This is a genomic window from Kibdelosporangium persicum (assembly GCF_013280595.1).
Classification (GTDB): Bacteria; Actinomycetota; Actinomycetes; order Mycobacteriales; family Pseudonocardiaceae; genus Kibdelosporangium; species Kibdelosporangium persicum.
The window spans coordinates 46,382-72,731 of sequence record NZ_JAAATY010000010.1 but is presented as its reverse complement, the minus strand read 5'-3'; the positions used below and the strand labels follow the sequence as shown (position 1 = coordinate 72,731).

At 68.5% G+C, this 26,350-nt stretch carries 21 protein-coding genes; 13 read left to right on the top strand and 8 right to left on the bottom strand.

Translation table 11 applies throughout. From position 1 onward, the window contains the following. The first annotated feature begins 65 nt into the window (after positions 1-65). From GC106_RS19530 to GC106_RS19505, 6 genes are all read left to right on the top strand, one after another. Positions 66-1,058, top strand: a complete 993-nt coding sequence (locus tag GC106_RS19530) for a LacI family DNA-binding transcriptional regulator (protein ID WP_173132548.1) — start codon at positions 66-68, stop codon at positions 1,056-1,058. 9 nt (positions 1,059-1,067) lie between these two features. Next, entirely contained in the window at positions 1,068-2,405 is a 1,338-nt protein-coding gene (locus GC106_RS19525; protein WP_173132545.1) for an extracellular solute-binding protein, read from the top strand. A 21-nt stretch (positions 2,406-2,426) separates the two neighbouring features. Beyond that, positions 2,427-3,410, top strand: coding sequence for a carbohydrate ABC transporter permease (locus GC106_RS19520; RefSeq protein ID WP_173132542.1), 984 nt, complete (start codon positions 2,427-2,429; stop codon positions 3,408-3,410). A gap of 5 nt (positions 3,411-3,415) precedes the next feature. Then, entirely contained in the window at positions 3,416-4,306 is an 891-nt protein-coding gene (locus GC106_RS19515) for a carbohydrate ABC transporter permease (RefSeq protein ID WP_173132539.1), read from the top strand. A 3-nt stretch (positions 4,307-4,309) separates the two neighbouring features. After that, positions 4,310-5,818, top strand: coding sequence for an arabinosylfuranosidase ArfA (gene arfA, locus GC106_RS19510; RefSeq protein WP_173132536.1), 1,509 nt, complete (start codon positions 4,310-4,312; stop codon positions 5,816-5,818). Between the two features lie 195 nt (positions 5,819-6,013). Beyond that, positions 6,014-7,675 (top strand): long-chain fatty acid--CoA ligase, encoded by a 1,662-nt coding sequence (locus tag GC106_RS19505; RefSeq protein WP_246366297.1) that lies wholly within the window; start codon positions 6,014-6,016, stop codon positions 7,673-7,675. 7 nt (positions 7,676-7,682) lie between these two features. On the opposite strand, the gene GC106_RS19500 is transcribed toward GC106_RS19505, so the two are convergent. Beyond that, entirely contained in the window at positions 7,683-9,467 is a 1,785-nt protein-coding gene (locus tag GC106_RS19500) for a helix-turn-helix domain-containing protein (protein WP_173132533.1), read from the bottom strand. A gap of 145 nt (positions 9,468-9,612) precedes the next feature. Between GC106_RS19500 and GC106_RS19495 the strand changes: the two genes are divergently transcribed. Both GC106_RS19495 and GC106_RS19490 read left to right on the top strand, forming a co-directional pair. Beyond that, positions 9,613-11,001, top strand: a complete 1,389-nt coding sequence (locus GC106_RS19495) for an MFS transporter (RefSeq protein WP_173132530.1) — start codon at positions 9,613-9,615, stop codon at positions 10,999-11,001. A 101-nt stretch (positions 11,002-11,102) separates the two neighbouring features. Next, on the top strand, positions 11,103-12,686 hold the full coding sequence (locus tag GC106_RS19490; RefSeq protein ID WP_173132919.1) for a tannase/feruloyl esterase family alpha/beta hydrolase: 1,584 nt from the start codon (positions 11,103-11,105) through the stop codon (positions 12,684-12,686). Positions 12,687-12,695: 9 nt separating this feature from the next. On the opposite strand, the gene GC106_RS19485 is transcribed toward GC106_RS19490, so the two are convergent. Further along, complete coding sequence (locus GC106_RS19485; RefSeq protein WP_173132526.1) at positions 12,696-13,736, bottom strand: NAD(P)-dependent alcohol dehydrogenase; 1,041 nt, start codon at positions 13,734-13,736, stop codon at positions 12,696-12,698. Between the two features lie 96 nt (positions 13,737-13,832). Here GC106_RS19485 and GC106_RS19480 point away from each other — a divergent pair, with 96 nt between their 5' ends. After that, positions 13,833-14,429: a TetR/AcrR family transcriptional regulator gene (locus tag GC106_RS19480; protein WP_173132523.1), complete on the top strand. Its 597-nt coding sequence runs from the start codon at positions 13,833-13,835 to the stop codon at positions 14,427-14,429. 103 nt (positions 14,430-14,532) lie between these two features. On the opposite strand, the gene GC106_RS19475 is transcribed toward GC106_RS19480, so the two are convergent. Then, positions 14,533-17,418 carry a glycoside hydrolase family 9 protein gene (locus GC106_RS19475; RefSeq protein WP_173132521.1) on the bottom strand — a complete coding sequence of 962 codons (2,886 nt, stop codon included), beginning with the start codon at positions 17,416-17,418 and terminating at the stop codon, positions 14,533-14,535. Between the two features lie 216 nt (positions 17,419-17,634). Here GC106_RS19475 and GC106_RS19470 point away from each other — a divergent pair, with 216 nt between their 5' ends. Beyond that, positions 17,635-18,510 (top strand): cyclase family protein, encoded by an 876-nt coding sequence (locus tag GC106_RS19470; RefSeq protein ID WP_173132518.1) that lies wholly within the window; start codon positions 17,635-17,637, stop codon positions 18,508-18,510. A gap of 181 nt (positions 18,511-18,691) precedes the next feature. On the opposite strand, the gene GC106_RS19465 is transcribed toward GC106_RS19470, so the two are convergent. After that, on the bottom strand, positions 18,692-19,294 hold the full coding sequence (locus GC106_RS19465; protein WP_173132515.1) for a TetR/AcrR family transcriptional regulator: 603 nt from the start codon (positions 19,292-19,294) through the stop codon (positions 18,692-18,694). Positions 19,295-19,320: 26 nt separating this feature from the next. On the opposite strand from GC106_RS19465, the gene GC106_RS19460 reads away from it, so the two are divergent. Next, positions 19,321-20,061 (top strand): SDR family oxidoreductase, encoded by a 741-nt coding sequence (locus GC106_RS19460; protein WP_173132512.1) that lies wholly within the window; start codon positions 19,321-19,323, stop codon positions 20,059-20,061. A gap of 101 nt (positions 20,062-20,162) precedes the next feature. Here GC106_RS19460 and GC106_RS19455 read toward each other — a convergent pair whose 3' ends face one another. Next, on the bottom strand, positions 20,163-21,317 hold the full coding sequence (locus GC106_RS19455; protein WP_173132509.1) for a serine hydrolase domain-containing protein: 1,155 nt from the start codon (positions 21,315-21,317) through the stop codon (positions 20,163-20,165). Between the two features lie 143 nt (positions 21,318-21,460). Here GC106_RS19455 and GC106_RS19450 point away from each other — a divergent pair, with 143 nt between their 5' ends. Continuing rightward, on the top strand, positions 21,461-22,198 hold the full coding sequence (locus GC106_RS19450) for a hypothetical protein (RefSeq protein ID WP_173132506.1): 738 nt from the start codon (positions 21,461-21,463) through the stop codon (positions 22,196-22,198). Positions 22,199-22,249: 51 nt separating this feature from the next. Here GC106_RS19450 and GC106_RS19445 read toward each other — a convergent pair whose 3' ends face one another. Beyond that, entirely contained in the window at positions 22,250-23,254 is a 1,005-nt protein-coding gene (locus GC106_RS19445; RefSeq protein WP_173132503.1) for an LLM class flavin-dependent oxidoreductase, read from the bottom strand. Positions 23,255-23,286: 32 nt separating this feature from the next. Continuing rightward, complete coding sequence (locus GC106_RS19440) at positions 23,287-24,198, bottom strand: SMP-30/gluconolactonase/LRE family protein (RefSeq protein ID WP_246366295.1); 912 nt, start codon at positions 24,196-24,198, stop codon at positions 23,287-23,289. Between the two features lie 226 nt (positions 24,199-24,424). On the opposite strand from GC106_RS19440, the gene GC106_RS19435 reads away from it, so the two are divergent. Then, a complete protein-coding gene (locus GC106_RS19435; protein WP_246366290.1) occupies positions 24,425-25,087 on the top strand; it encodes a TetR/AcrR family transcriptional regulator in 663 nt (220 codons plus the stop codon). Between the two features lie 13 nt (positions 25,088-25,100). Here the strand turns inward: GC106_RS19435 and GC106_RS19430 are convergent, their stop codons facing one another. Beyond that, a complete protein-coding gene (locus GC106_RS19430; RefSeq protein WP_173132910.1) occupies positions 25,101-26,345 on the bottom strand; it encodes an FAD-dependent oxidoreductase in 1,245 nt (414 codons plus the stop codon). Positions 26,346-26,350: the final 5 nt, after the last annotated feature.

Genomic DNA, 26,350 nt, shown 5'->3' with positions numbered 1-26,350 from the left:
CCGTCGAGGACCCGCCGGGGCACAGTAGGCGAACGTTCGCTCATCGAGGAGGTTCGTCCGTGTACGTGTCGCTCAAAGATGTCGCGGCACGTGCGGGCGTGAGCTTCCAGACGGCGAGCAAGGTGCTCAACGGTCACTCCAGGGTGGCGTCGCCGAGCACTCGCGAGCGCATTCAGCGTGCCGCCGCCGAGCTCGGTTACGTGCCCAACGCGATGGCCCGTGGTCTGGTCCGGCAGGCATCGGTCACCATCGGTGTGCTCGCGGACGACTTCTCCGACCAGGCGGTCTCGCAGTTCGTGCTGGCCGCGCAGCGTGCCGCGGCCAGCCATGGCCACGGCGCGCTCATCAGCAGTGTGCACGCCGACATCGACGCGGAGCTGGCTGTTCGCAAGCTGTTGGAGTACCGGGTCGACGGGATCCTGGTGGCGGCGCCGTCGCTGGAGGACGAGCCGCAGCTCGGTGACGCGCTGCGCGGTCCGTTGCCCGTGGTGAGCATCAACCGGATCCACGGCGGCGGTGTGCCGTTGATCGGGTCTGATCACGCGTTGACCGGGACGCTGGCGGCCCAGCACCTGCTGGACCTCGGTCACCGGCGAATCGGCACGGTGATCGGTCCCCGGGGACGGCAGGTGGTGCGGCGCCGGACACGGGGGTTCCGGGACACGCTCCGGGCCGCGGGCCGGCCACTGCCCGAACGGCGGATCGCCGAGGCGGACTGGACCTACGACGGTGGCTGGGCGGCGACACATCGGCTGCTGGACACCGATCCGGCGATCACGGCCGTCTTCGTGCAGAACGACGTCATGGCCATGGGCGCGCTCAAGGCGCTGCACGAGCGCGGCCTGCGACTGCCCGCCGACTGTTCCGTCGTGGGCTGCGACGACCTGTCCTTCGCCGCCTACCTCGTGCCGCCGTTGACCACTGTGCGCATCCCGTTCGAGGAAACCGGCGAACGGGCGGCGACCCTGCTGCTCGACCGCATCGGCGGAAAGCAGATCCCCACGCGAAACCTGCTGCCTGTCGAACTTGTCGTCCGTGAGTCCACTACGTCCCCTTAGGACGGTGACATGACCGGTCCCCCCTTACCCCGATCAGCGTTCACCCGGCGCGACCTGCTCAAGGCGACGTTGCTGGGAGCAGTCACGACGGCCGGCTGTTCCTCGGTCGGCGCGGGCTTGCTCAACACGCCCCCCGGCGCAGGCACGGTTTCGTACTGGAACCTGTTCGGCGGTGGTGACGGCGTCCGGATGCTGCAGATGGAAGACGGGTACCGCAAGGCGAACCCGCACATCGAGCTGCGGTCGATCACGCTCGCGTGGGGCAACCCGTACTACACGAAGCTCGCACTTGCCACGGTCGGCGACCGGCCGCCCGACGTCGCGGCGTCGCACCTGACCCGGATGAAGACGTTGGTGCGGGCGAACCTGCTGCAGGAACTGAATCCCGAGGACCTGGAACGGCACGGCATGACGGCCGACAAGTTCGCCCCGCGGGCTTGGGAGGCGGGCCTGGTCGACGGGAAGATCTACGCGATCCCGATCGACACGCACCCGTTCGTGTTGTTCTACAACACGAAGATCTGCGAGCAGGCCGGCCTGCTCGACGCCGAGGGCAACCTCAGGCCGATCGAGGGCCCGGACGCGTTCCAGGACGCCCTGAGCAAGGTCAAACAGGTCACGGGACGTGACGGCGCGACGCACGCCGTCACGTCCCCTTCCTCCGCGCCGTGGCGGATCTTCCAGACCCTGTACTCCCAACTGGGCGGCGAGGTGCTGGCCGACGACGGCACCCGGATCGTGCTGGACGACGCCAAGGCCAAACAGGTACTCGACTACCTGCGAGTACTCACCGTCGATAAAGGACTCATGCCGGCCAGCGTCGACTACCAGGGCTCGATCGCGCTGTTCGCCAGTGGTGCCGCCGGGTTCCACCTGAACGGCGAGTGGGAGATCAGCACGTTCCAGACCGCCAAGCTGCCCTTCAGCATGACGTTGGTGCCCAACATCTTCGGCGGCCCGTACGCCGTGCAGGCCGACTCGCACACCCTGGTGCTGCCGGTGCGGCCCGACCAGGACCGGGCCGCGCTCGACCGCGCGCTCGGTTTCGTCCGGTCGATGCTCGACCAGAGCCTCACCTGGGCGCAGGGCGGTCATGTGCCGACGTGGCAACCGGTCGCCACCAGTGCGGCGTACCGGGAACTCACTCCGCAGTCCCAGTACGCGTCAGCCGCCGCGTCCGCCGTCTACGACCCGGCCGGCTGGTACTCCGGTTCCGGTTCGAACTTCGAGACCATCGTCGGCTCGGCGGTCGGCGCCGTCGTGACCGGCGAGATGTCCTCAGTGGACGCGATCGCGCAGATGCGCTCCCAGCTGGCCGTTCTGGCTGCTACCGCGTCACCGGTGTGACCCGTAACGAGGAGGTCGGCCATGGCCAGCACCGAGATCACCGGTCCAGCCGGAACTGTCGCCCCGGCGAGGACCGAACCACGCACCACTGGCCGGAGGCGTTCGCCGAGCGGCACGAAGCGTGAGAACAGGTTGTCCGGGCACGGGTGGCCAGGGCTGCTGTTCCTCGCCCCGTTCCTGGTGATGTACCTGCTGTTCATCGTCGGACCGGCCGTCTACGGCCTGGTGATGAGCTTCTTCCACACCAGCATGGTCTCTCCGGGGCTCGGCGAGTTCGCCGGCTTCGGCAACTACGCCGAGGCCCTGTCCAGCAGCGACTTCTGGTCGGCGCTGTGGCAGACGATCTGGTTCACGATCCTCACCACGCCGCCGCTCATCGCGCTCGCCCTGGTGTTCGCGCTGCTGGCCGAGCGGGCCCGCCGGGCGCGGTGGTTCTTCCGGCTGGCGTTCTTCCTGCCCTACATCCTGCCATCGGCGGTCGTCGCGCTCATCTGGATCTGGATGTACACGCCGGAGCTCGGCCTGCTCAGCCGCGCGGTGACGTCACTGGGCTTCGCCGAACCCGACTGGCTCGGCGATCCCGACTTCGCGATGGTGTCACTGGCCATCACCACGGTGTGGTGGACGCTCGGCTTCAACTTCGTGCTGTACCTCGCCGGTCTGCAGGAGATCCCGCGTGAGCTGTACGAGGCGTCGTCCATCGACGGCGCGGGACCGTGGCAGCAGATCCGCCTGATCACCGTGCCCCTGCTGGCGCGCACCACGTCGCTGGTCGTGGTGCTCCAGGTCATCGCCTCGCTGAAGGTGTTCGACCAGATGTACATCATGACCCAGGGCGGTCCGAACTACGCGACCCGTTCGCTGCTGCAGTACGTCTTCGACGTCGGGTTCACCGACTTCCGCAGCGGCGCCGCGGCGGCCGCGTCCACGCTGTTCTTCGTCGTGGTGCTCGCGGTGTCCGCCTTCTGGCTCGTCATGACCCGTCGCCAGGAACCGGAGCTGTAGGGACAATGGCCATCACGACGCACAAGGATCTCCAGCCGCTGACCTCCACGCAGGCACAGCGCTACGCGGCCTCCGCCGACCGCCGCATGCGCCTTTTCAACCGGTGCTGCACCGGGGTGCTCATCGCGTTCGCCCTGCTGTGGCTCGTGCCGCTGGCGTGGGCGCTCGACACCGCACTGAAACCCAACGGCGAGACCATCGACCCGACCTGGGTCATCGAGAACCCCACTCTCGCGTCGTTCCGGGCGTTGCTGGCCCAGGGCGACATCCTCAACTGGTACGCCGCGAGCTTCATCACCTCCTCGCTCGCGGCCGCGGGGACGGTGATCACCGCCAGCCTGGCCGCCTACGCGTTGTCCCGGATGCGGTTCCGGTTCCGGTTGCTGGCGTTCTGGTTCATCCTGATCGGGATCATGATCCCCCGGCAGGTGCTGATCGTGCCGCAGTTCCGCGAGCTGGGCAGTGTCGACCTGTTGAACACGTACTGGGCGGTGATCCTGCCGTCGATCCCCACCGCGATCGCGGTGTTCGTCTTCAAGCAGTTCTTCGACGGCATCCCCAAGGACCTCGACGAGGCGGCCCGCATCGACGGCGCGGGTTTCTTCCACACCTACCGGCGGATCGTGATGCCGCTCGCGCGTCCGGCCGTGTCGGCGGTGGCGATCTTCAGCTTCGTCTGGGCGTGGAACGACCTGCTGTGGCCGTTGCTCGCGCTGACCAACCCGCAGATCATGACGATCCCGGTCGGTCTGGCGACCGTGCAGGGTACGTACGGGATCCGTTACGCCGACACGATGGCTTCAGCCGTGCTCGGCGCGCTGCCGCTGGTGCTGGTCTTCCTGCTGTTCCAGCGCCGCATCGTCGAAGGAATCGCCGGCACCGGCCTGAAAGGGTAGTCCATGCAGCATGCCGCACTGACCATCGACCCCGCGTTCCGTATCGCCGAAGTGGACCCACGGCTCTACGGGTCCTTCGTGGAACACATGGGCCGGTGTGTCTACACCGGAATCTACGAGCCGGGCCACGCCACCGCGGACGGCGACGGATTCCGGGGCGACGTCGCCGAACTGGTCAGGGAACTCAACCCGCCGATCCTGCGCTACCCGGGCGGCAACTTCGTGTCCGGCTACACCTGGGAGGACGGCATCGGCCCGCGGGAGAACCGGCCGGCCCGGCTGGATCTCGCGTGGCGATCGGTGGAGACCAACCAGGTCGGCGTCGACGAGTTCGTGAAGTGGGCCCGCCAGGTGGGCAGCGAGCCGATGATGGCGGTCAACCTCGGCACCCGCGGCATCGACGCGGCGGTGAACCTCGTCGAGTACACCAATCTCCCAGGCGGCACCTACTGGTCGGACTTGCGCCGCGCCAACGGAACCAGCGAGCCGCACGGCATCAAACTGTGGTGCCTCGGCAACGAGCTGGACGGGCCGTGGCAGATCGGCCACAAGACCGCGGCGGAGTACGCCCGGCTCGCAGCCGAGACAGCGAGGGCGATGCGCCGGGTCGACCCGTCGATCGAACTGGTCGCGTGTGGCAGTTCGCACCAACGGATGCCCACGTTCGGCACGTGGGAGGCAACCGTGCTCAGCGAGACGTACGACCTGGTCGACTACGTCTCGCTGCACAGTTACTACGAACAACGCGGCGACGACCGGGGCAGTTTCCTGGCCAGCGGGACGAACATGGACCGGTTCATCGAGTCGGTGATCGCCACGTGCGACCACGTCCGTGGCGTGGGACAGCACAAGAAGCGCGTCAACCTCGCCTTCGACGAGTGGAACGTCTGGTACCAGAAGAGGTTCGTCGGCTCGGACAACCTCGACGTGGCCACACACCCGCGCCTGATCGAGGACGAGTACTCGGTGGTGGACGCGGTCGTGGTCGGCAGCCTGCTGATCTCCTTGCTGCGCCACGCCGACCGGGTGAAGATCGCCTGTCTCGCCCAGCTCGTCAACGTCATCGCGCCGATCCGGTCCGAACCGGACGGTCCGGTCTGGCGGCAGACCACGTTCCACCCGTACGCGCTGACATCCCGTCACGGGCGCGGCGTCGTGCTGCGGGTCGAGCCGATCGGGCCCACCTACGAGACCTCGTGGATGGGGGAGGTCCCCGTCGTCGACGCCACCGCCGTCCACGACGAGGAAACCGGTGTGGTGACGCTGTTCGCGGTCAACCGTGATCAGCACGAACCGGTAGCACTCGACATCGACATACGGTCGCTGCCCAGCCTTGCGCTCGGCGCGCACGTGGCACTGTTCGACGAAGATCCCGACGCGACGAACACCGTCGACCAGCCGGACCGGGTCACCCCGACCCGGCTGGCCGACGTGAAGAGGGCCGACGGAACGATCACCGCCGTGCTGCCCGCCCTGTCCTGGAACATGATCCAGCTGCGAACCGCCCCCTAGACCCCCTCGTGAGCGTTTATCAGTGTTCTAACCCTGATAAACGCTCACGAGGGGGTTTGGGCGCGGAGTGGAAGGAATTGCCGCCGTGACAGGCGAATGAGTGGAAGGTTCGCACCTCTTGCCCGTCTCGGGCCGCACTTAGGGTGACTTGCGGCGAGAAGCCGATCACGCCAAGTCGACCGAAAGAGACGAGCCATGCCTGATCAGTCCCGCGTCGCGATCGTCTCCGAGGGAACCGGGGTCATGGACGGGCTGATGCAGCCACGGCCGCTGACCATCGCGCACATCTTGGAGCGCGCCGAACGGCTCTATGCGCACAAGCCAGTGGTGACGGCTGGAGCCGAGCGGGTCACGTACGCCGACGTGGCCCGTGGCACCCGGCGCCTGGCCACCGCGCTCGACTCCCTCGGTGTCCCGGTCGGCGCCCGTGTCGGCACGTTCGCGAGCAACACCCGCCGCCACCTGGAGCTCTATCTCGCGGCGCCGGTCACCAAACGGGTGCTGCACTCGATCAACATCCGGCTCTCGCCGGAGCACCTGGAGTACATCGTCAACCACGCCGAGGACGACGTGGTGTTCGTCGACCGTGGGCTGCTCCCGCGGATCTGGCCGAGCGTCGACCGGATGCCGAAGGTTCGGTACTGGGTGGTGCTGCCCGACGACAGCGGCGCGGCAATCCCGGCCGACCCCCGCGTCCTGGACTACGACGAGCTGATCGCCGGTCATGACCCGTTCCCCGGCTCGTTCGAGGACACGTTCACGCTCGCGGACGAGAACCTGGCCTCCGGCCTCTGCTACACCTCCGGCACGACCGGACCGCCCAAGGGCGTGCTCTACAGCCACCGGTCGACGATCCTGCACTGCCTGGGGACGCTCGCGGCCGGTTTCATCGGCCTGAGCGAGAGCGACGTCGTGATGCCGATCGTGCCCATGTTCCACGCCAACGCCTGGGGCCTTCCCTATGGCGCGATGATGGCGGGCGCGGCATTGGTGCTTCCTGGCGCGTCCGCGGATCCAGGTCACCTGTTGCGGTTGATGGAGACCGAGCGGGTGACTGTCGCCGGAGCCGTGCCCACGGTGTGGACGAGCTTGGCCCCGGAATTGGGGGCATACGACTTGAGCGCCACCCGGTTCCTGCTCGGCGGCGGCTCCGCCATCGCCCCGGCGTTGTCCGAGACCTACCGCGCCACGATCGGCGTACCGATCACCCACTCATGGGGGATGACGGAGATCAGCCCGGTCGGCGCGATCGGCGGAACCCGCACCCAGCACCGGGACGCGACCGCGGCGGAGCAGGTGGCCGTGCGGGCCGCCCAGGGCCAGCCCGTGCCGCTCGTGAACCTGCGGATCGTCGATGTCGACACGGGCCGGGAACTGCCGCGTGACGGCCGCGCGGTCGGTGAGCTTCAGGTAGCGGGCCCGTGGGTGGCGGGTGGCTACTTCCGGGTGGACGCGAGTGACAGCTTCACCGACGACGGCTGGCTGCGCACCGGTGATCTGGCCACCATCGACGCCGACGGCTACCTGCGACTCGTGGACCGGATGAAGGACCTGATCAAGTCCGGCGGCGAGTGGATCTCGTCGGTCGAACTCGAGACCGCCTTCGCCTCGCACCCCGATGTCGTCGAAGTCGCCGTGATCGCCCGCCCGGACCCGCGGTGGATGGAGCGGCCCGTCGCCTACGTCGTCCTGCGCGACGGCAGCGCCACCACGGCGGACGAGCTCTTGCAGCACATCACGCCGATGGTCGCCAAGTGGTGGCTGCCCGACGAAGTCGTCTTCATGACCGCGCTGCCCAAGACCGGCACCGGCAAGCTGTCGAAGAGCGCCCTGCGGGACTCGATGCACATCGCCTGAGTCGTGATCACGGCGCGATCGTCCTGAGCTGGTACAGCCGAAGTCCGAGTTGCAGCTCCAGGTCGCTTTCATGGCGCCAGTCGAAGCCGAGGACGTCGCTGGCGCGGTCCAGTCGCTTGAGCAGCGTGTTGACGTGCACGTGCAACGCACGGGCGGTCGCCGCGACGTTGGCGCGGTGGACGTAGTAGGCACTGAGGGTTTCGACGAGATCAGTGCCGCGGCGCTGGTCGTAGTCGATGAGCGCGCCGATGGAGTCGTCGATGAAACGGTCGAGCTCGCGGACCCGTTCGGTGTCGAAGATCATGGCGTAGAGGGCGTACCGGCCCGTGGTGGCGCCCACGTCGGTGTGCCCGATCGCTCGCATCACCGCGCCGCAGCGACTGGCCAACGAGAAGGCGCGTGACCAGTCGTGATTGACCGCCCGTTCCCCGACGACGGCGACGGCGCCGCCCAGCGCGCGACGCAGTCGGCGGTGAACCTCCTCGACGGTCTGGTCGTCGTCCACGCTGGGCACGATCATGGTTGCCCTGCCCAGGTGTTCACCGGCCAGCCCGGAGCAGTCCCGGGCGATGTCGTGCAGGTGACGCGCGAGAGCGGTCGGCGACAACGTGGACGAGTCCGCGACGAGGACCAGATCCAGACGGTCGGCGTCGATGTTGCGGGCTCGCGTCCGGGCGCGTTGCGCGGGGCTGATCCCCGGGCTGCCGACCATGAGCTCGGTCAGGAGCTCTCCGCTCAGCCGCTCGCTGGCCTCGGCGACGGCCCGCTCCTTGAGGATGAGCAGCCCCAGGATGTGGGTGGCCCGCTCAAGGGTGCGCAGGTCCATGTCGTCGGAGACGCCGTGGTCGGCGGCTGCCTGCCGGCTCCACGCCAGCGCGCCGAGATAACTGTCGCCTGCCTGGATCGGAGCCACACTATGGGTGACTCCGGCGGCGTCGACCGAGGTCGTGCAGCGGCCTGTGCGGTGTGCGTTCCTCACCGCGTCGCCCAGTTCGAATTCCGGGGGAGTGCGGAACGTGCTCGACGCCGAATCCCGGCGCACGAGAGCGGCATCGGTCGTGTCGAGCAGTGTGACGCTCCCGCCCAGTTGGTCGGCCAGAAGCTGCGTGACGTCGTCCGGTGTCCCGCCCTGGAGCACGACTTCGGTCAGCGCCTCGTGGATCGCCTGTGCTCGTTCCACGACAGCCACGTGTTCCTCGATCTTGCGGTACGCGATCCGTAAGTCCCGCAAGGCAGTCCGGCTCGCCTCGTAGAGCCGGGCATTGTCGAGGGCGACCGCGGCGTGGTCGGCGAACGCGCTCAGCAACGCGATCTCGCCGGCGTGGAAGGACCGTTCCGAGCGGTTCGCGGCGAACAGGGCCCCCACCACTTCACCGCGGATCATCAGGGGCACACCGAGAAGCGCGACGAGTGCCTCGGTGGCGGCCAGGCGGTCGAAGTTCGGATCGTGGTCGATGGCGGTCGAGGCGGTGTAGTCGCGTACCCACTGCGGGCTGCGGGTGGCCAGGATCTTGCCGCCCAAGCCCACAGTGGCCGGTATCCCCGCGGTGAGGAACGACGCGGAGATCGTTCCTTCCGAGGCTCGGGCCGACAGCCTGCCGTCCGAGACCAAAGAGAGGTAGGTGAAATCCGTGCCGATCAGATCATGGGCGTGGTGGACGATCGACTGCAGTACGTCGTCGAGCTCGCCCAGTGCGGTGAGTGACTTGGCCGTCGCGTACAACGACGCCAGCTCACGCTGCCGGCGCCTGAGCGCGTGCGACTCTGCTTCGCCTCCCGGGTCGTTGGCCACAGTGCCATCCCTCCTAGGGCATCAGGTGGCGGAAAACACCACCGAACCGACGTGAGGCGTGTGTGATGCAGACCTCAGCGACAGGGTAACGCCGCCCTACCATGGCCGTCATCACTTGCCTGTCCCACCAACGAAGGCGGCACGTATGGCAACCCCGCTCGCTCAACCCGACGAACAGTCCGGCCAGTCCGGCGCCGCCTCGTCCCCGGCCCGGCGCCGAGGCTTCCGCAAGCTGCTGACCGTGGGGCTGATCGGCAGTTCGATCGAGTGGTACGACTTCTTCCTCTACGGAACCGCGGCCGCACTGGTGTTCCCGAAGGTGTTCTTTCCGCAGTCGTCGGCCCTGACCGGGACCCTGCTGGCCTTCAGCACGTTCTGGGCCGGTTTCGTGGCGCGCCCGATCGGCGGTGTGCTCGCCGGGCACTTCGGCGACAAGTACGGGCGCAAGCCGGTCGTCGTCACCTGTCTGGCGCTCATGGGGGCCGCGACGTTCCTGATCGGCTGCCTGCCCAGCGCCTCGGCGGTGGGCGCGCTGGCGCCGATCCTGTTGGTCACGCTGCGGTTCCTCCAGGGGCTCGCGGCCGGCGGCCAGTGGGGCGGCATCATGCTGCTGCTCACCGAGTCGGCCAGCCCCAAACGGCGCGGCTTCGCCGGAACCTTCGGGCAGACCAGCGTTTTCGTCGCCGTGATCATCTCGAACCTGATCTTCGTCGCGGCCAGCGGCCTGATGCCCGACGACGCCTTCCTCAGCTGGGGCTGGCGAATTCCCTTCCTGGTCAGCATCGTGATGTTCCTGGTGGTCCTGTACATCCAGTCCAAAGTGGAGGACACGCCGGAGTTCCGCGAGCTGCAGCGCGAGGTGTCGCGGCCGGAGCGCGCGGTGGTCCGGGCCCCGCTGGCGAACGTCGTGCGGACCAAGTGGGGGACGATCCTGCTCGGCTGCGGGATTCTCTCGGCCACCAACAGCCTTTTCTACGTCAGCATCTCCGGCCTGCTGAACTACGGCACCACTTCGCTCAAGCTCGACCGTGACCCTTTGCTCGCGGTCGTGCTGCTCAGCTCCGTGGCGATGCTCGCGGTGCTGCCGTGGGCCGGTCACATGTCCGACAAGGTGGGGCGCCGGCCACTGATCCTCATCGGTGGTCTGGGCGTCGCCGTCTGGGCGTTCCCGTACTTCCAGCTCGTCGACTCGGGGTCACTGCCGCTGATCTTCGTCGCCGTGGTCGTGGGTTTCACGTTCCAGTGCCTCACGTACGGCCCGATCGCGAGCTTCCTCGGCGAGCTGTTCGCGCCCAACGTCCGCTACTCGGGCGCATCGCTGTCCTACCAGCTCTCCGCGATCATCATCAGCGGCGGGACGCCGTTCCTCATGACAGCACTGATCGCGGAGACCGGGAGCACCATTCCCGTCGCGATCTACATCATGGCCATGGGACTGATCACCTTCGCCAGCGCGTGGTTCCTGCCTGAGACGAACACCGCCGAGATCCGCCAGGACCCGCGGGCCATCCCGGGCACGCACCTCTACCGCTGACTTCGTGCCTTGTGAGATCCAGAGAAGAGGCTAGCGTGAACAGCACATCACCGAGGGCTCGCCGGCTCGCCGTGCCGGCGGCCCTGGTTCTGGTGGCAGGCATGGCTTTCGGGCCCGGAGTCGCCACCGCATCACCGTCGACCGTGCCGGCGTGCGCCGGGCTGGACCAGATGAGGATTCCGGCCTCGGTCATGAGCCTGCCCACGACTGGCGGCCGCGTTACGTCGGCCTCGGTCAAGACCGGCGTTGTCAGCGGCAGGACGATCGAGTACTGCCAGGCCGATGCCGACATCTTTCCCGTCGATCCGTCCGCGCCGGCCATCAAGATGCGGGTCGCCCTGCCGCACGGCTGGAATCGCAAGGCGTTGATGTTCGGTGGCGGTGGCTACAACGGAACCATTCCCGACCTGACGATGAACGTGCCGTTCGGGCCCGCGGATCAGCCCGCGCCGTTGGCCCGGCGATACGTGACGTTCGCCAGCGACTCCGGCCACCAGCACGGTCCGGCAGCCGTCCCGTCGTTGGACGGGTCGTTCGGGATGAACGACGAGGCCGTGCGCAATTTCGCCGCCGGTGACGCACTCAAGAAGACACGCGACGCGAGCCTGTTCCTCATCTGGCACGCCTACCGGACGAACCCCGCCGAGGTCTACTTCTCAGGAGGCTCGACAGGCGGCCGGGAAGCCCTCGTCGTCGCCCAACGGTGGCCACGGGCGTTCGACGGTGTGATCTCCGCTTACCCCGCCTGGAACAACCTCGCCGAGATCCTGGACCTCGGATACCTGGCGCACGTGTTGTCCCGTCCCGGTGCTTTCCCCGGACCCGCGAAGCAGACGCTGCTGTACGACAGCGTCATCAACGCGTGTGACGGTCTGGACGGTGTCAAGGACAAGGTCATCTCCAACCCTCGCGGCTGTCATTTCGATCCGCACGTGCTCCGCTGCCCGGACGGTGCCGACACCGGTCCGGCCTGCCTGTCCGATCCGCAGATCAAGGCCGTGACCGCGATGTCCACCCCGTTCCGGTGGCCGTACCGGATCGCCAGCGGAGAGACCGGGTATCCGGGCTTCCCGTTCCTCTCGGGAGCGGACATGCGGACTCCGTTCCTCGGCTTCGGCTCGACCGCGCCGGCCAATCCCATGCCGGCGACGAGCGGCTACGGAATGCAGTACTGGGAACAGTGGGTCAAGTACTTCCTGACCCGGGACCCGAACCACAACTCGCTGGACGTGGATCCCCGGCAGCCCGGCAAGTGGCTCGACCGGATCAGCCACCTGTCCACGATCCAGGACCGCAACAACGTCGATCTCCGCCCGTTCGCCCGCGCGGGCGGCAAGCTGATCATGCTCCACGGCGCGGCGGACGAGCTGGTCTCACACCGCTCGACGAACGAGTACTACCAGCGGGTGCGAGACCTGCTGGGAACTGAGGTGACCCGTTCTTTCATGCGGTACTACCTCGTGCCCGGGGCGAACCACGCGAACTTCGGCGCACCGGCGTTCGCCGCCGGCTGGGACTCGCTCTCGGCACTCGAACGCTGGGTCGAGAAAGGACAGTCGCCGGTGAGTCCGGTCGTGGCCGACGTCAACCACAACCGCACCCGTCCACTGTGCGAGTACCCGGCCTGGCCCAGGTATCGCGCGGGCGAGCCGGACAGCGCCTCGAGCTTCGTCTGCACGCGTTGACGGTGCGGTCTACGACAGGTCGGCCATGTCGAGAACGAAGCGGTAGCGGACGTCGTTGCGTGCCAAGCGGTCGAGGGCTTCGTTCACCCGTGCCGACGGCACGAGCTCGATGTCGGCGGTGACGTTGTGCTCGGCGCAGAACTCCAGCATGGCCGCGGTTTCGGAGCGGCCGCCGCTGCCCGCGGAGCTGAGCTTCTTGCGCCCGGTCAGCAGATCGAGGGTCTGCACGGTGACCGGGCCCAGGTACCCGACCTGGCTGAGGGTTCCGTCAAGGGCGACCAGCTTCACATAAGGGCTGATGTCGTGCGGCACGGCGATGGTGTCGATGACCACGTCGAACCGGTCCCGTGCCGCGGACATCTGTCGTTCGTCCGTGGACGTGATCAGATTGGCGCCGAAGCGGCGCGCGTCGTCGGCCTTGTCGGCTGAGCGGCTGATGACCGTGGTGTCCGCGCCGAGCGCGACGGCGAGTTTGACCGCGAGGTGGCCGAGGCCGCCGAGCCCGGCCACCGCGACACGGGTGCCAGGACCGGCACCGAGTGCCCGTAGTGGCTCCCAGACGGTGATTCCGGCGCACAGGAGCGGAGCCGCGGCCGCGGGATCGAGCCCGGTGGGCAGCGGGTAGGTGAACCGGTCGCGGACGACGTACTCGCGGGAGTAGCCGCCCAGCGTGGTGGTTCCGTCGTGGCGGTCGGTGCCGCCGTAGGTCAGCGTCGGGAACTCGTGGCAGAAGTTCTCCTGGCCGCGCAGGCACATGGCGCACTTGCCGCAGGAGTCGACGATGTTGCCGACCGCGACGGCGTCGCCGACGGCGAACCGGGTGACATCGGGCCCGATATCGGTCACCACACCGGTGAACTCGTGGCCTGGGATCAGTGGCGTGTCGCGGTCGGCGGGGTGGGTGTGGAGGGCGTGCAGATCGGAATGGCAGACGCCGCAGTAGTCCACGCGTACCGCGACGTCGTCGGCTCGCAGTTCCCGCCGTTCGAACGACACTCGCCGTAACGTGGTCTCGCCGCGGTCGGCCTGCCAGCCCACGGTGGTTTTCATGCGACTCCTTCGCAAACAGACTGTTCGGTCTATTTGGAGCGTAACCGTCCACCCTCTCTGAGGCAAACCGACTGGTCTGTTGTTATCGTGCTCGGTATGGCCCAGACGCCTCTGACGCCGCAGACTTCGCGTGGTGCCGCCACCCGGCAGCGGATTCTGGACGTGGCGACCCAGGAGTTCGCCGAGTACGGCATCGCCGGGGCGCGAATCGAGCGGATCGTGGCGGCGGCACGCACCAACAAAGCCCAGCTCTACGCCTATTTCGGCAGCAAGGAAGGCCTGTTCGACGCGATCTTCTCCGGCTCACTGGAGCGGATCATGACCGTCGTCCCGATCAACGCGACCGACCTCGCGGACTGGGCCGTCCGGCTGTACGACGAGTACCTGCGTCGCCCCGACCTGATCCGGCTGGCCACGTGGGCACGTCTGGAACGACGTCCGGTCGGTCATCTCGTCGATGACGCGAACCGGCTCGATGACGCCAAGCTCCGCGCCATCGCCGGCGCGCAAGCCGCGGGCATCGTCCGGGACGGCGATCCGTTCGACCTGATGGCCATGGTCATCGCGATGTCCATGGCGTGGTCGCCAGTCAGCAACGTCTACGCCGCCAGCGAGCAGGAACCGCCGGAACTGCACGAGCGGCGGCGAGCCCTGCTCCGCGACAGCGTTCGGCGGGTCGTGACCCCCGGCTGAATCAGATGGTCCGAGAAGTGGGAGAGCGGCTGGTCCGCACAGCCTGGCTGTGCGGACCAGCCGCTCGGGTATCGATGTCGGCGGTGTTCCGGGTGCTGCCAGGTCAGCCCTTCGAGCAGGCCTGACCGTTCACGGTGAAGCCGGTCGGCTCCGCGTGCGGCGCGGTCGACGAGGCGTTGAACCCGGTCTGCACCGAGCCGCCGGCCGGCACGCGGCCGTTCCACGACATGGAGGTGGCGGTCACCGCGGCCGCGGTCTGCGTCCAGGTGGCCGACCAGCCATGCGTGACCTTCTGGTTGCCGGGCCAGGTGAATCCGAGTGTCCAGGAACTCCACTCAGCGCTGCTGGTGTTGGTGATCGTGACGGTCGCGGACAGGCCGTTGCTCCACCCGTTGGCCTGATAGGTGATCTTGCAGGACGTCTGGCCGTCCGATGTGGTCGTCACCGAGACCGTGCCGGAGAGCGCGGACGTGAGCCCGGCGCCGTTACGTGCCTTGACGGCGAGCCGGTACGTGGTGTTCGGGCTCAGTCCGGTCAACGTCGCGGAGGTGCCGGTGACGGTGGTGACCACGCGCTGCGTGTCGCCTTCGATGGAGATGACGTCGTAGCCTCGGACGCCGCTTTCCGAGTCGCTCGACGCGGTCCAGTTCAGCGTCACGCCCGTGCCGGTGACGCCGGACGCGACCGGAGTGCCCGGCGTGGTCGGGGGAGTGTTGTCCGGCGGGACCGAGGGGCCCGACTTCTCCGCCGCCCAGTTGGCGATCCACGCCAGCGCCGAGTTCCAGTTGACCGTGACCTCGTTGAGCGAGTACGCCTCGATGTGGTCCACGAAGCACTTCTGCGGCTTGCAGCCCTGGAGCAGGCGTGTGGCGACGGGGTCCTGCAGCGCGCTGTTCGGGCCGCCGGACAGCGCCCCTGGTGGCGCGATGGGCAGCGTCTGGTCGAGTTGGTTGGCCCAATGCCGGTGGTGCACGTTCTTCACCGGCTGCTCGCCGTACCCGCTGACGTAGGAGTAGCTCACCGGGTTGCGGCCCAACAGGTAGTGCATCGCCTGGAACACGCCCTCGCGGTACTTGGCCGCGCCGGTGAAGTCGTGCGCCAGCGCGAGCACCGACGCGTTGTTGGCGATCAGGCCGTTCGAGCCCCACACGTACGTGCCGTCCGGCTCCCGGTACGGCGCGGGGTAGCCCTGCGAGGCCATCTGGTTCAGGTGCTTGTCCGCCGTGGCCACGAAGGCCGCCTTGATCGCGGCGACGTCCTGTGCCGGAAGGCCGTTGGGCACCAACGCGAGCGTGATGTCGCCCAGCGGACCGGTGGCGCCCCAGTCGTAACCGCGGTCGTTGAGCGACTGTCCCTTGTAGAGGGACGAGCCGGTCACGTCCGCGCGGTAGGACGTTTCGCCGGTCGTCGTGTACATCTCCGCGGCGGCCCAGTAGAACTCGTCGGTCAGTGTGGTGTCGGAGTACGCACCGCCGCCGGTGCCGTCGTTCGGGTCGGCGATCTTGTTCGGGTTCGCCTTCGCCGCGGCGTACGCCTTCTTCGCGGCGGCAAGGGCCTTGTCGGCGAAGGCCGGGTCGATCGTCTTCCAGATGCGGGCCGCCTGCGCCGCGACCGCCGCCATGTTCAGCGTCGCCGCGGTGCTTGTCGCCGACAACCTGCGCACTTGGCTGTCCTGGTGCGGCAACGTGGGCAGAGCGGTCCAGTTCGCGTCGTGGATCTTGTGGTGCACCATGCCGTCCGGCGCCTGCATCTTCAGCAGGAACTCGACCTCCCACCGGGCCTCGTCGAGGACGTCGGGCACACCGTTGGCCTGCTCCGGGATGGACAGCTTGCCGTCGCCGAGCGCGGCGGCGTCACCGATCAGCTTGGCGCGTTCGTAGGTGTTGAGCACCTGCCACGCCGAGATGCCGCCGTTGACGACGTACTTGCCGTGGTCACCCGCGTCGTACCAGCCGCCGCGCACGTCCAGCGTGTAGCCGCAGTTCAGGTCGGACCGGCAGGGCACGTTGTTGTCGCCCTGGTTGGGCGCGACGTTGACGTGACCGGCCGGTCGCGCGTACGTCGCGCCGACGTACTGCGCCTGGATCTCGACGCCGCTGCGCTGGTGGTAGAAGAACGCCAACGAGTCGTACCGCAGCTTCTTCATGGCGTCGGCGGAGATGTCGAACGGGAAGCTGGACTCCGCGCCGACAGTGAGCGTGTACCCGGTGCCCGCGGTGTCGTAGGACGAGAAGTCGATCAGGTGCACCGGGTCGCCGGACAACGTGTCGACGCCCTTCGGCGTGGTCTGGCCGGTGGCGACGGTCGTGCCCGCGGAGTTCTTCAGCGACCACGTCTGCGCGGTCGTCGTGTCGGACACCAGGGTCGCGTGCTTCGGCAGGCCCGGCACGTACGCGACCTGATCGACCTGGACCTTCTTGGTCGGCGCGCCCGGGCCGCCGGGCGGGATCACGCCGCCGACCAAGGAGACGTTGTCCACGCAGACGGTGTTGTTCGCCGCGTTGCCGCCGAGTTGGAAGGTGATCTGCCCGTTGCCCAGGTCCGGGAAGTCCAGCTCGGAGGTGAACGTGAAGGTGTACTTCTGCTTGCTGGTGGTCAGCTGCACCTCGTGCCGGGCGATACCCCGGTACGGGCTGACGGCTTCACCCGCGTTGGCCGCGATGGACTGGGGCGTGGTGGCGTAGGCGTCGAAGGACATCGTGTACTGCTGCCCGGCCTCGAACGGCACGCCGTTCTGGCCGATCAGAGCGTCCCACGGGTTCGTCGTACCGCCGGTGACCGAGGCGCACAGCTCGCCGCCGACGACGCGGTTGGTCACTCCGGCACTGGCCCACCACGGGTCAGCGGTACCCGAGGCGAAGGTGCCGTTGAGTATCCGTTCGTAGGCGGCAGCCTGGGCTGTGCCGGTGCCGAGCGCGGCGGTGATGGCGACAAGGGCAAGGGTCGCAGTCGCGCGCCGGCGCCTGCGGGCAGGGGAAAGCGATCTCATCGGGTTGGGTCTCCTCCGTCTGCTCTGACGGTCGACGACACTTCTGGGAGCGCTCCCAGGGAGCGTAAGCGGGCCCGTCCCGCATCCGCAAGGACCCTCGTGAGTGTTTATCGGGGTTCTAATGACAAACACTCACGAGGGGGTGGCCAAAACGCGCCGTCAGGTCGCGTCACCGCCGTCGGCGACGCTGCCACGCTTTCCCATAGGCTCGCGATCATGACTGATCGTGATGAGCTGCCGAGCAACTGGGGCCGGTGGGGTGACGACGACGAACTGGGCACGTTGAACCTGATCACCGACGAGGTTCGCGAGCGGGCCGCGCGTGAGGTGCGCACCGGCCGCTCGGTGTCCCTGGCTGTCCCCATCCAGCCTGCGCCGGTCTTCAGCGGCCCGTTCGCGCCGCAGACCGCCGAGGAGTCACCGGTCCGGCAGATCATGGCGTACACCGGGAGTCCGGCGCCCGCACACGCGGACGTCATGCTGTTCACCAATCACCACACCTTGTCCACGCACCTGGATGCGTTGTCGCACATCGTGCAGGACGGCCAGGTGTATCCCGGGCGTCCGGTGGGCGAAAGCGTCACCATGGGCGGCGTCGTGCACGGGTCGACCACGGCGTTCGCGGCCGGGATCGTGACCAGGGGTGTCCTGCTCGACCTCGGGGCCGACGGCCCGGTGCCCGTCGACCGTGCGATCACGTCGCAGGATCTCGACGCGGCGGAGGAGCGGTTCGGAGTCCGTGTGGAGTCCGGTGACGCGCTCGTCGTGCGGTTCGGCTGGATGGAGACCCGCTATCGCGGCAACCCGATGCCGGGCATGGCCATCGACGCGGCGCGCTGGATGCACGACCGCGGCGTGTCGGTGTACGCCGGGGATCTCGGGGACATGTACCCGCAGCGGCCTGACGTTCCGTCGGCTATGCACGGGGTGGCCTTACCGCGGATGGGAATGCCGCTCATCGATGCCGTGGACGCCGACGAACTGGCCGCCGTCTGTGCGGAACTCGGGCGCTACAGCTTCATGTTCGTCGCCGCGCCACCACGTATCCACGGCATGACGGGAGTTCCTGTCAACCCGATCGCGGTCTTCTGAACGGCAGCCGGCGCCTACCGCGCCGGTGACGCGAAAGCCGTTGGCCGCACTGAAGATTCGGCGTCACCGCGCGGACAACTGGTCCAATGCAGCGGCCCGTCGCTGAATCACGGGACTCCGGCGGAATCCGGGCTGCCGCTTGCTGTGACTCGCTCGCCGTGCGTGAGATCCGAGACAGGGCTCAGTGGCGGTGTGCGCGGAGACCGTCGACGAGGATCGACAGCAACCGTTGCCCGCGTGCGTCGAGTTCGGCATCGTCCAGCCGGGACAACCAGCTGATGAGCACGATGACGTCGCGGGCCTCGGTGTCGGCGCGGATGCTGCCGGCCGAGCGGCCGGCAGCCAGCAGCAGTTCCACCGCGTCACCGATCGGGCCAAGGCTGTGGGCACTGAGGTCCTGCCACGTCGCCGCCTCGACGGCGGCGAACACGTCGCGCTTGATCCGGGCGTAGGCGGCCACCCGGTCGAACCACGCCGCCAACGCGTCCAGCGGTTCGTGAGTCGCCAGCAGGTGTGGCGCGGCGGCGACCAGTTCTTCCACTTCGTGGCGGTACAGCTCGGAGAGGAGGTCCTCGCGTGTCGGGAAGTGCCGGTACAGCGTGCCTTGTCCGATGCCGCAGGCCTTCGCGACCGCGTTGAGCTTCAGTTCTCCCGGCTCGTGCAGGAGATCGCGCGCCGCCTGAAGGATTCGCTCCCGGTTGCGCTGGGCGTCGGCACGTCGTGTTCCGCCGCGCTTGACAGAACCGGACACGTGTCCGCTATGGTCGTCGGAGTAACCGGACATGTGTCCACTCTAGCCGGAGGAGCTCCATGACCACCCACGGCAAGGTCGTCGCCATCACGGGCGCCAGCAGCGGCATCGGTGCGGCGACAGCCCGCCACCTGGCCTCACTCGGTGCGGCCGTCGTCCTCGGCGCCCGCCGCACCGACCGGCTGGACCAGCTGGTCGCCGAGATCGAAGCCACCGGCGGCCAGGCGGCCGCCACCCGCGTGGACGTCACGAAACCCGACGACCTCCAGTCGCTCGTCACCCTCGCCGTCGAGCGCTTCGGCCGGCTGGACGTCCTGGTGGGCAACGCCGGAATCGCCAGGATCGGCGCGGTCGCCGATCTGGACGTCGAGGGCTGGTCGGCGATGGTCGACGTGAACCTCAAAGGAATCCTGCACGGGATCGCCGCGGCCCTGCCCGTGTTCCGCCGCCAGGGCAGTGGTCACCTCGTCACCGTCGCCTCGACCTCCGGCTTGAAGATCGTCCCCACTCAGGCGGTGTACGCCGGGACGAAGAACGCGGTACGCACCCTTATGGAGGGCCTGCGGCAGGAGAGCACCGACGGGGTCCTCCGCACGACGTCGATCTCCCCGGGCTACGTCCGCACCGAGCTCGTCGACAACGCCGTCGACGATCCGGCTGTGCGCGAACAGGTCCAGCAGAGCATGGCCGAGCTCGGTATCGATCCCATGGCGGTGGCGCGGGCGATCGCCTTCGTCATCGACCAGCCCGACGACGTGGAGATCGGGGACCTGACCATCCGGCCGACTCGCCAGGGCTGAGCCGGGTGCCAGGCGCCAGAATCCCTCCCGGTGCGTAGTTCTACTGTGGACAGTGGGAACGGGGTGGCGACAAATCGCCACCCCGTCCGGATTGTGATGCCTCACGTGCACAGCGCTGTGTCGAGCGCCGCCTCCATGTGCCGTAGATCGGTGACGTCCCTTGGCAGGCCGGTGATGCCGATGGTGGCCGCCTTGCCGTCCGGTGTCACGGCGTTGTACGTCGAGTAGCCGACTGCGAGGCCGCCGTGCGTCCAGGCGAAGCCGCCGCAGCTGAGCGCGAACGTCGCCAGCCCCAAGCCGTAGCGCGCCTGCCCGGTGAGGTCGAACCCGGGGGAGGGGATGGTCTTCTGCATCTCCTTCAGCTGCTCGGGTTCGAGCAGCTTGCCGGTGACCAGGGCGGTCATGAAGGTGTTGAGGTCGACCGGCGTGCCGACCAGCGCGCCCGCCGCCCACGCCGCCGAGGTCTCGGACTCGCTCACGTCGGTCCACGCGTCGCCACGTTTCATCGCCAGGTACCCGTGCGGGTGCCTGCCGCGGATGGCCTGTTCGCCGACTCCCGGCCAGTAGGTGTCCCGCAGGCCGATGCGGTTGATCACGCGGTTGGTGATCTCCTCGCCGACCGGCCGGCCGGTCACCTTCTGCACGACCAGACCGGCGAGGATGAAGTTGGTGTTGCTGTAGCTCCACTGGCCGTGAGCCGCGTCCGGTTTCTCGCCCAGCGCGACGTCGACCAGTTCCCGTGGTTCGTAGTACTGGTGCAGTGCCGCGAACAGGTCCGACATGAGCTTCTGGTCGTAGTCGGCGAGGCCGCTGGTGTGTTGCAGCAGTTGCCGGATGGTGATGGTGCGGCCGTCGACGCCTTCGGCGCGCACGACGTTCGGCAGGTACTTCTCCACCGGGTCATCGAGGCTGATCCTGCGCTCGCCGACCAGTTGCAGCACGACCACAGCGGTGAACATCTTGGTGTTGCTGCCCATGCGGATCTGACCGTTGCGTGGTACCGGTGTCCTTCCGGCCAGGTTGCCCACGCCTGCCGTGTAGTGCCGCGTCCGTCCGTCCCGGTCTCGCACCGCTGCCGTCACTCCCGGGAACTTGTCCTCCTGGACCAGCGTGTTGAGGCGCCGTTGCAGTGGGTTGTCATGACGTGTGCTCTCGCTCGCGCCGGCCTGCGCGCCGGCCACCCCGCTGAGCAGGACGGCTACGGCTGACAGCACTGCGACGAGGCGAACCTTCGACTTGCCGGTGCGGTTGTCCATGACGAACCCCTTATGCCGGTGGTTGTTTGCTCTCCCCTGTGCACGATGTCCTGTTGAGGCGGTGTGATCGATCCCGCTGGCTGAACAACCCGGAGTACGGCAGGCTGTACCAACCACATGTGAGTCGCGGAGAGGCTGAGGACGTGACCGAGGTACGCATCCGGCCCAAGTCCCGCGGACACGTGTACGCCGAGTTGCTCGCGCCATGTGATGCCGGTGACCAGCTGGCCTTGGCGGAGATCGCGGTCGACGCGATCTCCGCGCTCGGCGCGGGCCTCTTCGAGCCGCTCTCAGTGGATGGCGAATTCCCGTGCCATGAGACCGAGTTCGGGTTGCCGCTCCCGCCCGGCATGGGGCAGTCCGCGCCTTACCACCAGCTCCGGGTCGCCTCATTGCCGGCGGACGTCCAGATCCGGGGAATCTGGACCGACACGGTGATCACCCGGTGTGAGCGCCTCGACCGGGCCACGATCCTCAGCTGGATCGCCGGCGTTCTGGCAGGACAGCGGTGTTCGGAGCCGGACACCCGGCCCGGGTGGAACGAGTTGGTGATCGAGACGGTCCGCGCTCGCCTGCCCGACGCGACGGCCGCCGGCGTGGAAGGCGACGAACTGCTTGTGTCCCATGGCGCCGGAGTGATCGCCTATCCCGTGGAGCGGTCCGCGGACGCGCTCTGGGTGGCCGGGCCGCACATTCGCAACTTCGACACGGTTCCGTTCGAAGTGACGATCAGCAAGGACTACGGCTCGCTGTCCCTCCAGTTCTCAACGCTGTGGTCGCTGTGGATCGACGGTCCGGGCCATCCCGACATCGAAGCGGCCAGCCGTCGGCTTTCCGCACTGGGATGGGACGTGCGACCGTTCGTGCGGGGCGGCATGTAGCTCGGATCGCCAAACGGCCGTCCCCCGTCCGCCGCGGCGGCAGGGCCGGTGTCACGCCGGTTTGAGGTGGGAGCCGGCGGCGTCCAGGAAGCGTTCGAGCTCCGTCCTGGTGTCCGGCCCGCAGGGCTGGAAGACGATCTCCGTGACGCCGTGCGCGGCGAGGTCGTCGAGCTTGCGGCGGACCTGGTCGCGTGTGCCACTGATGGTGACATCGGTGAGGATCGAGTGGCCACCAGCGTCCCACGCCGCCTGGTCGGCCTCGTTCAGCTCGACGCAGTGCCCGGAGTGAACGGCGAGATGCCGCTCCTCGGCGGGGGACCGCTCGACGACCGCCAGCCACTGCTCGCCACCGGGAAGATCGAGGACGGCTGCCGGGCCGCCGAACTCGTACGCCCCGTGGTAGGCCAGGGCCCAGCCTGGGCCGCCGGCCAGTCGGGCGTGCTCGGAGTCCGGGGTCTCGCCCTCACCGAGCACGGTGCCCCAGGCCAGATATGGCACCCACGAGTACTCGCGCATGAACTCCGGTGGCTGGAAGGTCACGTACAGGCCGTCGGCGTGTTTCCTGGCGACCTCGTTACCCATGGGGCCGAGTGCGCCGACCAGGACGGGCACGTCGACCGGCCGCGCTGGTGCGTGCCCGGCGGGGTGCAGCATCCGCATCCGCTTGCCTTCCCACTCAACGGTTTCGCCCCGGAGCAGGCCACGGTAGGCGGTGATGTAGGCGTCCATGAACGACCAGCTGATCGCTCCGTATCCCATCGCACGGCGTCCGCTGAACCCGGTGCCGAAGGCCACCGAGACGCGGCCGGGAGCCAGGGCGGCCAGGGTGGCGGTCGCGGCGGCGTTGGTCATCGGATGGCGGAGACTGGGGACGAGGACGCCAGGGCCAAGGCCGATCCGTTCGGTCCGTTGCGCGGCCAGCGCGAGCGTCATCCACACGTCAGGGCTCTGCTGTGGGGTGTCGTAGACCCAGGCGCGAACGTAGCCCAGGCTTTCCGCCATGGCGATGTTGTCGGGTGTGTCCAGGGTGGTCGGGAACGCGCATGCCACGTCCATCAGATCCTCCAACGGCGACACGAAAAGCGGGATTACGGCAGGCCCCCGTGCGGGACCTCGACGGTGACCGCGAGCAGTTCGGCTTCACGGGCCGCGCGCCGCTCGTGCTCGGCGAAGGACGGCGCGGCACAGGCGAACAGGGTCCGGCCGTCCGCACCGCCGAGCATGCAGGCGAAAACGTCCATTTTGGTCCGGATCTCGTCGAGGATCTCGCCGCCCTCCCGGACGCGCAGGAGCCGGGCGTGCAGCGCGTCCGCGACCCAGATCGCGCCTTCCGCGTCGGCGGAGATGCCGTCCGGCGCGACCTCGAGCCGCCCGAGCGCGACGGCGAGATCGTCCGTCCGCGGGGAATCGCCGAACTGGGCCCATGTCCGCTGGTTGGTGAGGCTGCCGTCCCGCTCGATGTCGAAGGCGGTCAGCCTCCCGCCGAAGGTCTCGGCGACGACCAGCACACCGCCGGGCAGGATCACCATGCCGTTGGGGAAATCGAGCCCCTCGGCCACGGTGGTCACGCTGCCGTCAGGGTCGACACGTGTGAGCGTGGTGGAACGCATCGCCGCGCCGCCCATCAGGTCGAAGCCGAAGTTGCCCACGTAGGCGCGCCCGGACTCGTCCACGACCATGTCGTTGAGCACGGCGGGCACGGCGCCGGACAGATCGGCATGCTCCGACAGCTGCCCGGACTCGTCGCGGACCAGGATGCGGTGATCCCGCATCGACACGATCAGCGCGCGCCCGTCGGGCAGGAAACCAAGCCCGGACGGCTGGCCCGGCACCTCGGCCACCACCTCGGTGCCGCCGTGGCCGTCGGTCGCCAGGACCTGGTTGGTGTAGAAGTCCGAGACCCACAGCCGCCCGTCCTGCCATCGCGGGCACTCCAGGAACGAGTGTCCCTCGAGCACGACCGTCATGTCCGGGCTGGAAGACCGGTGTTCCATCACCATCGATGTCACCTCGCCATGGTTGTCGGCACTGCGGTGAACCGGGCCTGGAACCGATGCCACACGGCCATCGCGAAGAGAACCGGGACGGCCTGGCCCGGCTGGCCGTCCCCGCCGAGTCGACGAACGCTGCCCGACTCGCTTGCCGGAAGAGCTAACTAAGCGCATAGTTACTCCACATCGGATCCGTGTCAAGACGGAAGTCATGGTCCGGAGTGGGGATGTCCGCATGATGGCCAAACGCAACCGCGGTGGCGGCCCGAGCAAAGGGGTGTCCGTGCCGGCTGATCCGGCCGCGGCCGACCTGTGGCGCGCGGACACTTCGGACGCCGTCCGGGCCCTGCTGGTCTCGGCGGTGCTGTGCTTCAGCCGTAACGGGTTCCATGCCACGACGACCCGGGACATCACCGCCGCCGTCGGCCTGAGCCCCGGCGCGCTGTACGTGCACTTCCCCTCGAAGGAGGACGTGCTGTTCGAAATCGTCCGGACCGGTCACGAACGAGCTCTCGAGGCCATGCGATCCCAGGCCGACACGGGCGATCCGATCGACTACGTGCGCGGGCTGGTGGCACGCCATGTCGTCTGGCACGCGCGGCACCACACGGTGGCCCGCGTCTGTCAGTACGAACTGGCCGCGCTCACGCCCGAACACCACGCCGTGGTCATGGACCTCCGGCAGCAGTTCAGCTCCGTGCTGCGGTTGGCGGTCCACAAGGGTGTGCGGGCAGGGGCCTTCGACACGCCCGACGTCAACCGTGCCGTGCGTGCCGTGCTGTCGCTGGGCATCGACCTCGTCCGGTGGTACCGGCTCGACGGCACCGACTCACCCGAGGAACTCGCCGGGTTCTACGCGGACCTCGCTCTGCGAATGATCGGCGCGGGCTCGCGCTGAGCAACGCGATGCGTCAGCGGCGGGCGAATGCCGGTGCCCTCTCCGGGCGGAACCCGACACCGATCAGGTACACCGCCATCGTCCGGATGAACGGCAACCACCGTGCCGCGGTCAGGGCCGGACCCGGCAGTCCCGCCGTCGCACCGGTCAGCACGGGGCCGGCGAGATCGGCGTGCATGATCCGTTGCAGAGCCTGGACCAGAAGCGTCGGCAACCAACGGCGCCGCCGTACCCGGGCGAGGTCGCCACCGCGCACCGCACCGCGACGCAGCGGCCCGGCCAGCAAGCGGGCAGCCGCGACCGCGTCCTGGACCGCCAGGTTGATCCCCATCCCGCCGACCGGCGACATCGCGTGCGCGGCGTCGCCGATGCACAGCATCCCTTCGACGTGCCACCGGCGCAGCCGGTTGAGCTGGACGTCGAGGTGCTTCACATCGTCCATAGTGGACAGTTCGGAGACGCGGTCGGCGTACTCCGGCAGGAGTTCGGCGATGTCGGCCCGGAACGCCGTGATGCCCCGTGCCCGCAGCCGGGCGTCCGTGCCCTTGCGGGCGACGTAGCCGATCTGGAAGTACCCTTCGCGCGGTATCACGATCGCGAACCGGCCGCGGCCCGGCCGCCGGGTCAGCTCGCCGACCTGCTCGCCCGCCCGGCGGGAGAGCTGGAACCACCAGGTGTCGAACGGGACCTCGAAGTCGGTCACCGGCAGCCCGGCGACCGCGCGCAAAAGGGAGTCCCGCCCGTCGCAGGCCACCGTCAGGCCGGCCCGGATCTCCCCGTGCTGACCGTCGTTGCCGCGATAACGGACGCCGACGACCCGGCCGTGCTCGCGGACGACCGAGGTCGCCCTGACGCCCAGCCGCAACTGGAACGCCGGCTCGGCTCGGCCGGCGCTCGCGAGCAGGGTGAGCAAATCCCACTGCGGGACGATCGCCACGTACGGATGCCGCACGCCCCAACGGCCCAACGCCGCGAAGTCCCCGATTCGCGCTGTCCCGCCGTGCCGGTCGGGCAGGACGACCTCGGTGACCCGGGACTGCGGCAGTCGCGCGAACCGCTCACCCAGCCCCAGATCGTCGAGCAGGTCGAGGGTCGCGGGGTGGACGGTGTCGCCGCGGAAGTCGTGCAGGAAATCCTCGTGCTTCTCCAGCACGGTCACCGCGACCCCAGCCCTGGCGAGCAACAGCCCCAGCACCATCCCGGCCGGCCCGCCGCCGACGACGCAGCACGTCGTCCGTTCCGGCGGAGCAGTCGCCATGGCAC